This window comes from Microbacterium sp. NPDC019599, from assembly GCF_040632175.1.
GTDB lineage: Bacteria > Actinomycetota > Actinomycetes > Actinomycetales > Microbacteriaceae > Microbacterium.
In genome coordinates, this window is the sequence record NZ_JBEYBL010000008.1 from 214,226 (window position 1) to 226,306 (window position 12,081).

Annotated in this window: 15 protein-coding genes, 1 tRNA gene and 1 pseudogene; 8 read left to right on the top strand and 9 right to left on the bottom strand. The window is 70.1% G+C overall.

Annotated features, from left to right (window positions below):
* Positions 1-20 precede the first annotated feature (20 nt).
* Entirely contained in the window at positions 21-272 is a 252-nt protein-coding gene (locus ABZ477_RS14735; protein WP_360134507.1) for a DUF3263 domain-containing protein, read from the bottom strand.
* Between the two features lie 9 nt (positions 273-281).
* Entirely contained in the window at positions 282-1,340 is a 1,059-nt protein-coding gene (locus ABZ477_RS14740; protein WP_360134510.1) for a DUF2332 domain-containing protein, read from the bottom strand.
* A 78-nt stretch (positions 1,341-1,418) separates the two neighbouring features.
* Between ABZ477_RS14740 and msrB the strand changes: the two genes are divergently transcribed.
* Together msrB and ABZ477_RS14750 are read left to right on the top strand one after the other, a co-directional pair.
* Positions 1,419-1,820, top strand: a complete 402-nt coding sequence (gene msrB, locus ABZ477_RS14745; RefSeq protein ID WP_360134513.1) for a peptide-methionine (R)-S-oxide reductase MsrB — start codon at positions 1,419-1,421, stop codon at positions 1,818-1,820.
* Complete coding sequence (locus ABZ477_RS14750) at positions 1,817-2,368, top strand: nitroreductase family protein (RefSeq protein ID WP_360134516.1); 552 nt, start codon at positions 1,817-1,819, stop codon at positions 2,366-2,368. Before msrB ends, ABZ477_RS14750 begins: the two co-directional genes overlap by 4 nt.
* Positions 2,369-2,455: 87 nt before the next feature.
* Here the strand turns inward: ABZ477_RS14750 and ABZ477_RS14755 are convergent, their stop codons facing one another.
* Complete coding sequence (locus ABZ477_RS14755) at positions 2,456-3,409, bottom strand: DMT family transporter (protein WP_360134519.1); 954 nt, start codon at positions 3,407-3,409, stop codon at positions 2,456-2,458.
* Between the two features lie 41 nt (positions 3,410-3,450).
* Positions 3,451-4,521 carry a winged helix DNA-binding domain-containing protein gene (locus tag ABZ477_RS14760; protein WP_360134522.1) on the bottom strand — a complete coding sequence of 357 codons (1,071 nt, stop codon included), beginning with the start codon at positions 4,519-4,521 and terminating at the stop codon, positions 3,451-3,453.
* A gap of 174 nt (positions 4,522-4,695) precedes the next feature.
* Here ABZ477_RS14760 and ABZ477_RS14765 point away from each other — a divergent pair, with 174 nt between their 5' ends.
* Entirely contained in the window at positions 4,696-5,580 is an 885-nt protein-coding gene (locus ABZ477_RS14765) for an aldo/keto reductase (protein WP_360134525.1), read from the top strand.
* Here ABZ477_RS14765 and ABZ477_RS14770 read toward each other — a convergent pair.
* Both ABZ477_RS14770 and ABZ477_RS14775 read right to left on the bottom strand, forming a co-directional pair.
* Positions 5,577-5,699: a hypothetical protein gene (locus ABZ477_RS14770; protein ID WP_360134528.1), complete on the bottom strand. Its 123-nt coding sequence runs from the start codon at positions 5,697-5,699 to the stop codon at positions 5,577-5,579. The two genes, ABZ477_RS14765 and ABZ477_RS14770, sit on opposite strands and share 4 nt — an antisense overlap.
* Positions 5,700-5,802: 103 nt before the next feature.
* Positions 5,803-7,044, bottom strand: a complete 1,242-nt coding sequence (locus tag ABZ477_RS14775) for an MFS transporter (RefSeq protein WP_360134531.1) — start codon at positions 7,042-7,044, stop codon at positions 5,803-5,805.
* A 119-nt stretch (positions 7,045-7,163) separates the two neighbouring features.
* On the opposite strand from ABZ477_RS14775, the gene ABZ477_RS14780 reads away from it, so the two are divergent.
* The 3 genes from ABZ477_RS14780 to ABZ477_RS14790 are packed head-to-tail and all read left to right on the top strand — an operon-like array spanning position 7,164 to position 8,905.
* Positions 7,164-7,748, top strand: a complete 585-nt coding sequence (locus tag ABZ477_RS14780; protein WP_360134534.1) for a sugar O-acetyltransferase — start codon at positions 7,164-7,166, stop codon at positions 7,746-7,748.
* A gap of 4 nt (positions 7,749-7,752) precedes the next feature.
* Positions 7,753-8,385: a TetR family transcriptional regulator gene (locus ABZ477_RS14785; RefSeq protein ID WP_360134537.1), complete on the top strand. Its 633-nt coding sequence runs from the start codon at positions 7,753-7,755 to the stop codon at positions 8,383-8,385.
* Positions 8,386-8,395: 10 nt separating this feature from the next.
* Positions 8,396-8,905 carry an isoprenylcysteine carboxylmethyltransferase family protein gene (locus ABZ477_RS14790; protein WP_360134540.1) on the top strand — a complete coding sequence of 170 codons (510 nt, stop codon included), beginning with the start codon at positions 8,396-8,398 and terminating at the stop codon, positions 8,903-8,905.
* A gap of 22 nt (positions 8,906-8,927) precedes the next feature.
* On the opposite strand, the gene ABZ477_RS14795 is transcribed toward ABZ477_RS14790, so the two are convergent.
* Entirely contained in the window at positions 8,928-10,049 is a 1,122-nt protein-coding gene (locus tag ABZ477_RS14795) for a calcium:proton antiporter (RefSeq protein ID WP_360134543.1), read from the bottom strand.
* 157 nt (positions 10,050-10,206) lie between these two features.
* Between ABZ477_RS14795 and ABZ477_RS14800 the strand changes: the two genes are divergently transcribed.
* Positions 10,207-10,593 (top strand): PPOX class F420-dependent oxidoreductase, encoded by a 387-nt coding sequence (locus tag ABZ477_RS14800; protein WP_360134546.1) that lies wholly within the window; start codon positions 10,207-10,209, stop codon positions 10,591-10,593.
* Positions 10,594-10,632: 39 nt separating this feature from the next.
* Here the strand turns inward: ABZ477_RS14800 and ABZ477_RS14805 are convergent.
* Both ABZ477_RS14805 and ABZ477_RS14810 read right to left on the bottom strand, forming a co-directional pair.
* Positions 10,633-10,708: transfer RNA gene (locus tag ABZ477_RS14805), tRNA-Thr, on the bottom strand.
* Between the two features lie 44 nt (positions 10,709-10,752).
* On the bottom strand, positions 10,753-11,709 hold the full coding sequence (locus ABZ477_RS14810; protein ID WP_360134550.1) for a thioredoxin domain-containing protein: 957 nt from the start codon (positions 11,707-11,709) through the stop codon (positions 10,753-10,755).
* A gap of 265 nt (positions 11,710-11,974) precedes the next feature.
* Here ABZ477_RS14810 and ABZ477_RS14815 point away from each other — a divergent pair.
* Positions 11,975-12,081: pseudogene (locus ABZ477_RS14815) on the top strand (sugar ABC transporter ATP-binding protein); the annotation flags it as partial.

Consider the following 12,081-nt stretch of genomic DNA (forward strand, 5'->3'; position numbering starts at 1 on the left):
GTCGGACGAATGGCGGCCGTTCAGCGGGGCTCGGCCGCCGAACGCGCGCCGTGGGCGTGACGCGCGGCATCCCGCATGCGCCGCAGGCGCTTGACGAGCATCGGGTCGTGCTGCTGGGCGTCGGCGGTGTCGATCAGCCGGCCGAGGAGCTGGTAGTACCGCGCGGGGGCGAGGCCGAGATCCGCGCGGATGGCCTCTTCCTTGGCACCCGCGTGCCGGCGCCACTCCGCCTCGAAGTCGAGGATGGCGCGGTCGCGGTCGGTGAGGGGCACGGGCCCACGCTAGCCCCGCACCCGCGACTCCCCCGTGCGCCACTCCACGAACGCCCCGAGTGGATCCACCGCCGCGAGCGGACGCGCGTCCAGGGCGAGCACGAAGCCGTTCCACGTCGAGGCGTCGATCGCCGGATGCCACGCGTCGTGGAGTCCCGGCGGGTCGATCGTGATCCACACGGCGTCGGTCGCCTGGATCGCCGCGATGAGGCGCTCGCGCCCCGCGCGCGGGACATGCGGGAGGACGCCCGGTGTCGTGATGACGAGCCTCGCATCCCGCGGCGCGCGTGCCGCGAGAGCCGCGAGCACGTCGGGGTCGGTCGCGTCCCCGCCGAGGATCTCGGGCGGATCGGCCGCGACGATGTCGAGCGCGGCGTCGATGCGCTCCGCGCGACCCTCCTCCCCCGGCCACACGAGGGTCGTGAGGAAGCGCCGGTCCGCGGCATCCGTCGCATCCAGCGGGGCGAGATCGATCCCCGCGCGCCACATCACCTCGGGCATGCGCAGTGGGACGAGGTCGGCGAGGGGCCCGCGCAGCTCGCACTCCAGGACGACGCGCGAGCGGCCGGCGGCCGGGTCGAGCACAACCGTCCGCTCGCCCGAGTAGCGGTACGAGTATCGGTCGGGGTACAGGCACAGGCCCGCGCTCGCACCGATCTCGAGGAGGGCGACGGGACCGTCGATCGCGCTCAGCGCGGGCAGGAGCGCCGCGCAGCGCAGCGGCTCGTTGGTCTGGAGGCCGCGCCGCTCGCTCTCGGCCACGACGGCGTCGGCATGGCGCGCGAGCCACGCCGACCACTGCGGAAAGGGAGCGAGTGGCGCCCCCAGCAGGCGGGTCACGGCGAAGACGAGCGGCGGCTGGCGGCGCCCGGCCGGGATGCGGGCGAGGAGCGCGGCGGTGCCGTCGTCGCCGGCGACTCCCCGCGCCCAGTCTTCGTAGAGTGCCGAGCGGCCCGGGGCCTCGTCTCGCGCGAACCTCGCGTAGCGCTCCTGCACCTCGCGCAGGGCGGCCGGCGAGGCGCCGGACGGGGCGGTCGCGGCATCCCGATCCGTCGTCACGTGTCCCATTGTCGGGGAACCCGGAGGAAGGTGCGGAGCGCACGCGGCCCGGCTCGGGTTGAATGGAGGGGGCATGAAGGAGAAGTCATGAGCTACGCAGTCAACAAGTCCGACGCCGAGTGGCGCGAGCAGCTGGGCGCCGAGCAGTACGCCGTTCTGCGGGAAGCGGCGACGGAGCGTCCGTGGACGGGCGAGCTGCTGGACGAGAGCCGCGCGGGTCTGTACACGTGCGCCGCGTGCGGCGCGGAGCTGTTCCGCAGCGGCACGAAGTTCGACTCGCACTGCGGGTGGCCGAGCTTCTACGAGTCGATCCGCCCCGAGGCCGTCGAGCTCATCGAGGACCGGACCTACGGCATGGTCCGCACCGAGGTCCGCTGCGCGAACTGCGGCTCGCACCTCGGTCATGTCTTCCCCGACGGCTTCGGCACGCCCACCGGCGACCGCTACTGCATGAACTCGATCTCGCTCGAGTTCACGGCCGACTCATGAGCAGCGCGCTGGAATCGGCCCGGGCGAGGCGCTCGTGGTCGAAGGTGACGGATGCTGCTCCCAGCCATGCCGAGCTGCTCCGGTACGTCTCGGCCGCAGGCCGCGTCGCCGACCACTCCTCGCTCAAGCCGTGGCGGCTCATCGAGCTGCGGGGAGATGACCGCAAGGCGCTCGGCCGGGCCATCAACAAGGCGGAGGGCCACAAAGGGGCTTCATCGAAGCCCATGCGCGCGCCGCTGCTCATCGCCGTCGTGTCGAGCCCGCGCAAGAGCTCGAAGGTGCCGCGCTGGGAGCAGGAGGCGGTCGCCTCGGGCGTCGCCCACATGCTGAGCCTCCTGCTCGACGAGGCCGGCTGGGGCGTGTTCTGGCGGACGGGCGGCTACACGCGCAGCAAGGCGGTCGCCAAGGCGCACGGCCTGGACAAGAACGAGGACCTCCTCGGCTGGCTCTACGTCGGCGGCAAGCCCCACGGCAAGCGCAGCGGGCACCGCAAGCCGGTCGACGCCGCGAAGTTCGTCTCGCGGATGCCGGGCTCGAAGCAGCACTGAGGCTCCCGGCCGCCGAGAAGCCAGAACTTCTGGCGTCTCGACGTCGAGATGCGCGAAGTTCCGGCATCTCGACGTCGGCGCCCTGGATCAGCCGCGCGTCCGCCGCCGCAGTCGCGACCACGGGACGACGGCCGTCACGACACCCGTCAGCGCGACGAAGACCGCCGCCAGGGCGAGCGGCAGCGAGGGCCCGGCGATCGGCGGCCACACAGCATCCAGCACGACCGAGGTCGCGAGCAGGCCCACGACAGAGCCCAGCCCCAGCAGCAGCACCCCCGTGTGCCGCACGAGGGCGGCCGACAGGAAGATGTAGACGACCCCGATCGCTCCGCCGGTGTAGAGCCACAGGTCGGTCGGGGCGCTCGCCGGAGCACCCACCAGCGCGACGTGGATCACGGCCGCGACGGTCAGCGCGATCGTGCCGCCGATGAAGTTGACGAACGTCGCGACGAGGGGGCTCCCGACGGCCTGCCGCAGCCGCCCGTTGGTGGCCTGCTGCCAGGCGATGCCGGCTCCCGCGAGGAACGGCAGGAGCAGCATCCACCACGGCACGCCTGACACGCCCTCCCCCGTGACGCACAGCACGACGGCCACCAGCACGAGCCCTGCGCCGGCGACGCGACCCATCGTGACCGCGACGACCCCCGCCGGGCCGTACCCGACGCGGTCGAGCACGAGGCCGTTGACGGTCTGGCCCGCGACGACGCCGACCGTGAACAGAGCCACGCCGATCGTGGCGACGGTCAGGCCTTGCGTCGCGACCGTGAGCGCGCCGGCGAGGCCTCCCAGCAGCACCCAGGTCGGGATGCTGCTCCCGACCCCTTTCGCGAGCCGGACGATCCCGGCGCGTCCTTCGGGCAGCACGGCGCACAGGACGATGAGGATCGCGAGCCCCGAGCCGAACGAGATGACCGCTGCGACGAATCCATCGCCGAGCGCGACGCCGAGCGAGCCGTTGATGCGGGCCTGCACCGCCGTCATGACGCCGACGAGGACCGCGCCGCCGATTGCGAGCCAGGCGGGCAGGCGGCGGCGGGACACCCGTCAATACTGCCGGAGGACGGATGCCGTCCTTGACCGCGTCATGCGGGGTCGATCCACCGGATCCGTGGCTCGAGGCCGAGATACCGCGCGTAGCGGTCCGCGGCTCCCTCGATCGCCCCCGCCTCGCCGCGGTCGAGCGGGCGCGTGGGACGGATCTCGAACGTGACCGCCTTCGCGTTGACCGCCCGTTTCATCCCCGCGAGCAGCTGGCCGTCGACGAGTGCCATGCCGATCGCGCTCTCGCGCCCGCGCACGAGCATCCCGGCCTCGTCGAGGACCCAGCGGGACTCCTGATAGCCCCGGTACATCTCGTCGAGGACCTGGAGCAGATGGCCGGCGGGCGACGAGGATGCCGGCGCCTCGCCCGGCGCGTGCCAGTAGGTGCGGTCGTCGTGCTCGAACGATTCGAGCCGGTCCGCGGCTCCCGCGAGCCCGCGCCGCACGTCGGTGAGGGTGAGCGTCGCCCAGTACGCGAGGTCTCGCTCGGTGGCCGGTCCGTGCGACGTGAAGTAGCGCAGCGCGAGCTCGACGAGTGCCTCGTCGCGCTCGAGGCGACGCGGGGTGGGGACGCGGTCGGCGAACAGGGCGTACGTGTGCTCGCCGTCGCGGGGCGCACCGCTGACGATCACGGTGTGCAGCTCGAGATGAGCCGCGAGGAGCATCAGCTGCATGCCGGTCAGCTCGTGCCCGCGCTGGGCGAGCGCTTCGGCGAGCTCCGTCCGGGTCCCGGCCGGCGATTCGCCCAGGACGTCCACCACCGCGTCCTCCAGGGCGGGCAGGCGATCGGCCAGGGGCTTGAGCTGCTGGTCCACCGTCGGCAGCACCCGGTCTCGCGTCAGCTCGATGAGCCACACCACGTCCTCCGCGTGCACGTAATGCCACGTCGGCCGGAGCACGTGCGTCCGCAGGACCTGCCCGCTCGACAGCAGTGCCGCGAGGTCGTGCCGGCTGGGTTCGCGGGTGCGGGTCGCGACCGCCCATGCGGATTGCGACGGGTTCTCCGCCTGCACGGCCAGCAGAGAGCGGACGACGTCCTCGGCCTGGTCGAGAGGTGCCGCCAGATGCTGGGAGCGCAGCCGCCACCGGGCGATGTCACGATCGGTGAGCACACCCCGAGCGTAGGCGCCGGGCCCGTTCAGCGGGGGTCTCCGCCCGGATCTCGGCGGGGCGGGCCTGTGAGGGGCACTGCCGGTACCCGGAACGTCCGTCACTGCCGTCGTCGAGCGATCCGCGGTTGCATGGATTCCGCAAACTCGGCGATCCGCCCAGGAGGAGCAGGACTCATGATCGAACTCACCCTCAACAACGGCGTCACGATGCCCGCCATCGGACTCGGCGTCTTCCAGAGCGCCCCCGCGGAGACGGCGGCCGCCGTCGCCGAGGCCCTGCGGGTCGGCTACCGCCACATCGACACCGCTGCCGCCTACCGCAACGAGCGGGAGGTCGGCGAAGGCATCCGGCGATCCGGCCTCGACCGAGCCGACATCTTCCTCGAGACGAAGGTGTGGGTCAGCGACTACGGCTACGACCAGACCCTGCACGCCTTCGACAAGGCGGTCGGCAAGCTCGGAGTCCAGACGCTGGATCTGCTCATCCTCCACCAGCCCGCACCGACGCGATTCGACACGACGATCGCCGCATACAAAGCCCTCGAGACCCTCCTGACAGACGGCCGCTTGCGAGCCATCGGTGTGAGCAACTTCATGCCGCACCACCTCGATGCGCTGCTGCGTGAGACGGACGTCGTTCCGGCTGTCAACCAGGTGGAGCTGCATCCGTACTTCACGCAGCCCGACGTCCAGCAGGCGGATGCCGCGCACGGCGTCCTCACGCAGGCCTGGTCGCCGATCGGCGGCATCACGTTCTATCCGGGCTGGGGCGATGAGCGCCGCAGCGTCATGGAGGACGCCGCCATCGGCGAGATCGCACGTGCCCACGGGAAGACTCCCCCACAGGTCATGCTGCGGTGGGGCATCCAGCAGGGGCGGTCCGTCATCCCGAAGTCCACCAACCCGGCGCGGATCGCGGAGAACCTCGACCTCTTCGACTTCGAGCTCTCTGCCGAAGAGCTGACACGGATCGATTCCCTCGATACGGGCGTCCGCGGCGGCCCCGACCCAGACCAGCCGCGCGACGCCTTCTTCGACGTCGTCATTCCCGAAGCCTAGGTCGGGCGGCGCCGCCGGCCGGGCTCTTGAACGGGGATCTGGGCGTCGCCGATGAGCAGAAGGTCTTCCGTCTGCGCGGCGCGGCTATGCGTCGGCATCCACTCCGATGTCGCGTTCATCGAGGGAGCAGCCGTCACGGCAGCGGGTAGCGGCGAAACGGCGGAGTCCGAACCCTGACGGTCCTCGGCGACAGCATCCCGTCATGCCGCGCGACGGAGCGCCTCACCGCTGGTCGAGCTGCCTGACGCGCGCGCGGCTCGCGACGAGCTGGTTGAGCCGCTCGGACATGAGCAGGCCCAGTGCCACGAGCGCCCCGAGGAAGACCGGGAAGATCCACATTCCGGTGCCCGTCGAGATCGCACCGAACAGCGGAGGCACGAGAGTCGAGCCGGTGTAGGCGGCGGCCATCTGGATGCCGATGATGGCCTGCGAGTTGCGGCGGCCGAAGTTCACCGGGGTCGAGTGGATGATGGCGGGGTAGATCGGCGCGCATCCGAGCCCGGCGACCACGAGTCCGACCAGCGCGAGCACATCCGTCTCGAGCGGGAGCGCGAGCATCACGACGCCGACCCCTACCGTCGCGAAGCCGCCGCGGATCATCTGCCGATCGCCGATCCTGTCAGCGACGAAGCCGGCCAGGAATCTCCCCGCCGTGATGCCCAGCAGGAACAGGGAGGCGAAAGCCGCCGCCGTGGCCGGGGCGACTCCGCGATCGCTGACCAGGTACGTCGATGCCCAGAGGATCGCCGTGCTCTCGAGCGCGCAGTAGGCGAAGAAGGCGGTCAGGATCAGCCTGACGCCGGGAATCCGCAGCGCCTGAGCGAGCGGGACATGCGCGCTCCTGGGTCCGGGAGGCTCATCGCCGTCCTCGTGCGCTCCGTCGGACGCGTCCGCGGGCTCGCTCGGGACGATGGGGTTCACCTTGCCCCAGAGCGGGATGCCGATCAGCAGCACGAATGTGAGGACGACCTGGATGAGCCCGATGATGAGGTAGGCGCTGGACCAGCCGAGGCCCGACGAGAGGGCGAAGCTCATGACGAAGGGGCTGATCGACGCACCCAGCCCCCAACAGGCGTGCAGCCAGTTCATGTGTCGCGCGGCGTAGTGCACGGCTACGTAGTTGTTCAGCGCCGCGTCGACCGCGCCGGCACCCAGGCCGTACGGGATCGCCCAGAGGCACAGCATCCAGAACGAACCGCTGGTGGAGAAGCCCACGAGCGCGGCCGCCGTCATTCCGACGCTGACGGCCGTCACGACGCCCGCGCCGAATCGACGGGTGACGCGCTCGGACGCGAGACTCGAGAAGATCGTTCCGCCGGCGATGATCATGGTGATGATGCCGGCGTAGGCGACCGGCACGTCGAGGTCCTGATGCATGACGGGCCAGCCGGCGCCCACGAGAGAGTCGGGCAGTCCGAGGCTGATGAAGGCGACGTAGATGATCGCCAGAAGGAGCGAATACACGGCTCGGTACGTTGCCTTTCCCAGGGCGTCGGCAGAGAGATCGCGACCGACCTGGTCGCGCAGGTACGATCGTACACACTATCTGTACGTCCGTACACAGTCTGAGGTAGGTTGATCGCATGACAGCGCACTACTTCGCCGGGGATCCCCGTACGAACCGGGAGCGGATGCTGGCGGGAGACCTGTACATCGCCGACGATCCGGAGAGTGAACGGCTGCACAGACGAGGAGTCCGACTCGCCGACGACTACCACCGCGCCGAGGTCGCGGGCGATCCCGCGGCCCGGGCGATCCTCGCCGATCTGGTCGGCACGCTCGGCGAGGACGCCCACATCAACCCGCCGCTGTTCGTGGACTACGGCGAGAACCTCCACGTCGGCGACCGCACCTTCGTCAACTACAACCTCACCGCCCTGGACGTGGCCGCCATCACGATCGGGGCCGACTGTCAGCTCGGGCCCAACGTCCAGCTCCTTACGCCGACACATCCGATCGACCCGCAGCCGCGGCGGGACAAGCTCGAGGCCGCAGAGCCCATCACGATCGAGGACAACGTCTGGCTCGGCGGTGGCGTCATCGTCTGCCCAGGAGTCACCATCGGGGAGAACTCCGTGATCGGCGCCGGCTCGGTGGTCACCAAGGACATCCCGGCGAACGTCGTCGCCGTCGGCAACCCCGCCCGCGTCATCCGTTCGATCGAGTAGTCCGATGCCCGTCGATCAGCGCGCACCCGGGTCGCGGCTCGGCCGCCGGAACGATCCCGACCGACGCGACCGGATCATCGACGCATGCCTGGAGGTCATCTCGGCCTCCGGGGTCGCCGGCACATCGCACCGCAAGGTCGCCGCTCGAGCGGAGGTCCCCCTCGGCGCGATGACGTACTACTTCGACGGCATGGACGACCTCCTGCGGGAGTCCTTCACCCGGTTCGCCAGAACCATCAGCGACAGATTCGAGCGCCGTATGGCCGCCGCACCCGACGTCGACGCCGCGCGGCAGGCGGTCGTGGCGATCATCCTCGAGGATGTGTTCGGCGACGATCGGGAGCTCGTCCTGTCCCACGAGCTGTACACCCTCGCCGCCCGCGAACCCGCATTCCGTTCGATCACCAGCGCATGGATGGAACGAAGCCGCTGGGCGCTCGAGCGTCACTTCGACCCCGAGACGGCGCGCATGCTCGACGCGCTCGTCGAAGGACTCACCATCCACCGCGCCCTCGACGCCGAGCCTCGCGATCCCCGTGAGGTCGAACAGGCCGTCGCACGCATCACGGCCGCGGGCTCCCCCTCGGCATCGAGTGCCGCAGACGCGACCGTCGCGCCGCCCGGTCCTCGGGATTAGTCTGGCGCGCGTGGCCCACTCCGCCTCGCTCGCGCGCGCCTGGATCGGGACGATCGTGTTCCTCTTCCTCGCACCGGGCATCGTCGCGGGTCTGATCCCCTGGCTCATCACGGACTGGCAGCCGCACGAGTGGGGCGGTGCCGGGTGGCTCGTCCTGCCGATCGCGTGGGCGGCCATCATCGTCGGCGTCGCGTTCCTCCTCTCCGCGTTCGCCTTGTTCGCCGTCCACGGCGGAACGCCTGCCCCCGTCGCCCCGACCCGCACGCTGGTCGTGAGAGGGGTGTACCGCTTCGTGCGCAATCCGATGTACCTCGCAGTGCTCGCGATCATCCTGGGTCAGGCGCTCCTGTTCGGGAGCGGGTGGCTCGTGGTCTACGCGGCTGTCACGCTCACTGCGGTCGTCGCCTTCGTGAAGGGCTACGAGGAGCCGACCCTCACCCGCGCCTACGGCGAGCAGTATCTCGAGTACCGGCGCAACGTCCCGGGGTGGTGGCCGCGTCTCACGCCGTGGCGCGCGTGAGCAGGGCACCCGGCCGGGTCACTCACGGCGCGAACAGCAGCACACCGTAGACCCCGAACAGCATGAGGTGCACGGCGCCGTGAACGGCGGTCGTCCGTGGCGCGAAGTACGTGATCACGGTCATCACGAGCGTGATGCAGATGAGCACCATGTTGCCTGGCGACTCCCCCAGGATCACGGGCTGGCCCGTCACGAGGCCGATCACGAGGATCGCGGGGATCGTGAGGCCGACAGTCGAGACGAACGCGCCGAGGCCGAGGTTGAGCGCGCGCTGATTCTCGTTCGCCAGCGCGGCACGGACGGCGGTGATCGCTTCCGGCGTGAACACGATGATCGCGATGATCACGCCGCCCAGGGCAGCCGGGGCTCCGGTGAGCTCGATGCCACGATCGACCAGGATGCCGAGATCGTGCGCGAGCAGGACGATGGGCAGCACCGTGGCGACGAGCAGGGCCGAACGCGTGAGCAGCTCGCCCCGTGTGACCTTCGGATGCTCGGGCTCGGGGGCGCCGGCCAGGCCCGCCGTCACCCGCTCGGGAAGCGGCTGAAGGTACAGCGCCCGGTCTGAACCGGTCTGCATGAAGAGGAAGAAGACGTACAGCGCTGCCGAGAGCACCGCGATGCCGATCGACTGGAGCGGCACGAGGCTGCCGTCGCCGGTGGAGGTGAGGAAGCTGGGCAGCACCAGAGTCACGAGCGACAGTGCGGCGATCATCGCGATATAGATCGATGCGCCCTCCATGTTGTACCGCTGAGGTCCGAACTTCAGCGCGCCCAGGAGGATGGTGAGGCCCAAGACGCCGTTGACGATGATCATCATGACCGCGAAGAGCGAGTCGCGTCCGATCGTCGCCGACCCGCTGGGCGCGAGCATGATCGATGCGATCAGGACGACCTCGATCACCACGACCGTCAGTGTGAGGATCAGCGTTCCGAACGGCTCGCCGACCTTCTCGGCGAGGTGCTCGGCATGGTGGACGACTCCGAACGCGGCCACCATGATCGCGCCCAGGATGACGACGAAGCAGACGACCGCCAACGTCGCATTCGCCGGATGCACCACCCACTCGTGCCCGACCGTGAGGAACACGATCGTCGTGACCCACGCGATGACGAGGGTGGCGATGGTCGACCCCGAGAACATTCGCCGCCACTCGCTCTGCGCGGCATCGAGGCCACGCCGGCGGGCCCGGTGTCGAGTCGCTCGCACCATGTCCCCTCCGGTTCGTCGACGCGGACCCCGCGCGGAGCGAGGCATCCCCGCATCAGTGAACCAGAATCCCGCGGGTTACCGTGAGACCATGCGCGAACTGACGTCTGCCGGACTCGAGTTCATCCGCGAGCGCCACCTCGCGACTCTCTCGACCCTCGCGCCATGGGGTGGGATCCACTCCGTGCCCGTGGGCTTCACCTACCACGGCGGTATCCTCCGCATCATCACGTCGGGCGATTCCCAGAAGGTGCGGAACATCCAGCGGAACGAGGCGGCCACGGTCAGTCAGCTCGGCGGGCCCGAGTGGATCACCTTTCAAGGCACGGCGACCATCCACACCGACCCGGAAGCTGTGGCCGAGGCCGTCGCGCTCTACGCGTCGCGGTATCGCCAGCCGCGCGAGAACCCGCGACGCGTCGCGATCCACATCGCTCCGCAGCGACTCATGGGCAGCGCGCTCATGGTCGAGCGGTAGGGATGTCGGTCCGGCGCCGACTGCCCATCCGGCGAGAAATGGAGCCGACCACGGGACTCGAACCCGTAACCGCCCGATTACAAGTCGGGTGCGCTACCAATTGCGCCAGGTCGGCAGAGCGCCCAGTCTAGCCGGGCGGCCGCGAGGGGAACGCGCGGCTCAGGGGGTCGGCGTGGGCGTAGGGCTGGCCGTCTTGTAGTAGCTGTCGCTCGCGATCGTCAGGACGAACTGCGAGAACTCGGCCGGGTCGTCCAGCGCGCCGACGTACGGCTTGCCGTTGACGAGGATCATCGGCGTGCTCTGCAGCGCGACGCCGTCCGTGCCGGGGATGCCCTCGAGCGCGCGGTCCGTGGCCGACTTCGCCCACGCGGCGAAGTCCTCGTCCTCGATGCACGCCCGCACGACCTTGGGCGAGGTCGCGCCGGCGGCCTGCGCGATCGTGGCGAGCTCCTCGTCCGTGAGCCCGTCGGAGTCGACGGCAGGCTGCTGCTCGAGCAGCGTGTGCGTGAAGGAGAAGAACGTGTCGGGCGAGTGCGTCGCGACACAGGCGGCGGCGCTCGCGGCCCGCAGCGAGTACTTCGTCCCGTTCGACTTCGAGGTCAGCATCGCGACCGGGTAGTACGAGAGCGTCGCGGCGCCCTCGGTGACCCACGAGGACAGCTGCGGCGCATTCGCGAGCTGGAAGTCGCGCGACCCGGGCGAGAGGTAGTCGACGTAGACGCGGATGTCGACGGCGGACTGAGCGGCGGTGGCGGATGCCTCGGGGGACGGCGTCTCGGTCGGCGTCGGGGTCGGCGTCTCGCTCGAGGTCCCGGCGCCGGGCGCGCCCATCTCGGCGGAGCTGTCGGCCATCGTGGTGCCGGTCACCGACGTCACGACGACGCCGTCGTCGGTCACGTTGTCCGGATCCAGCAGCGGCTTGGACGCGGCGGAGCCGACCGTCCACGTCACGACGAGCGCGGTCACAGCGACGACGGCCGCGATCGCGATCGCGATCGCGGCGGTGCGGATGACACGCGCCCTGGACTGCTGCGCCTGGACCTGAAGCGCCTTCTCACGCACCGCTTCACGGCGGTCGCTCGTGATGGGCGCGCTCTGTGACTCGTCGTTCGACATGGAACCCTTTGGCAGACGGAGGCCGATCCGGCCCGGCCGCACCGGGGAGGCGGCCGTTGACGATGCTAACGATCCAGGCTGGGAAAAACCCAGACAGGCCCGCACAGCGGGTGACAGCATCCCGAAGTCCACCCTCGTTTACGGAACCGTCAGGTTGCCGTGTAATACTGAGAGATACGCCCGACGGTGGGCGCGCGGGAAAGCCCCCGCTCATTCCATTCACTACGGATCGTCCGGCACGTACCTGCCGGTGAAGGAGAACAAAATGGCGTCCGTCACGTTCGACAACGCAACCCGCCTGTACCCCGGGGGCACGCGCCCCGCTGTGGACAAGCTCAACCTCGAGGTCGGAGATGGCGAGTTCCTCGTCCT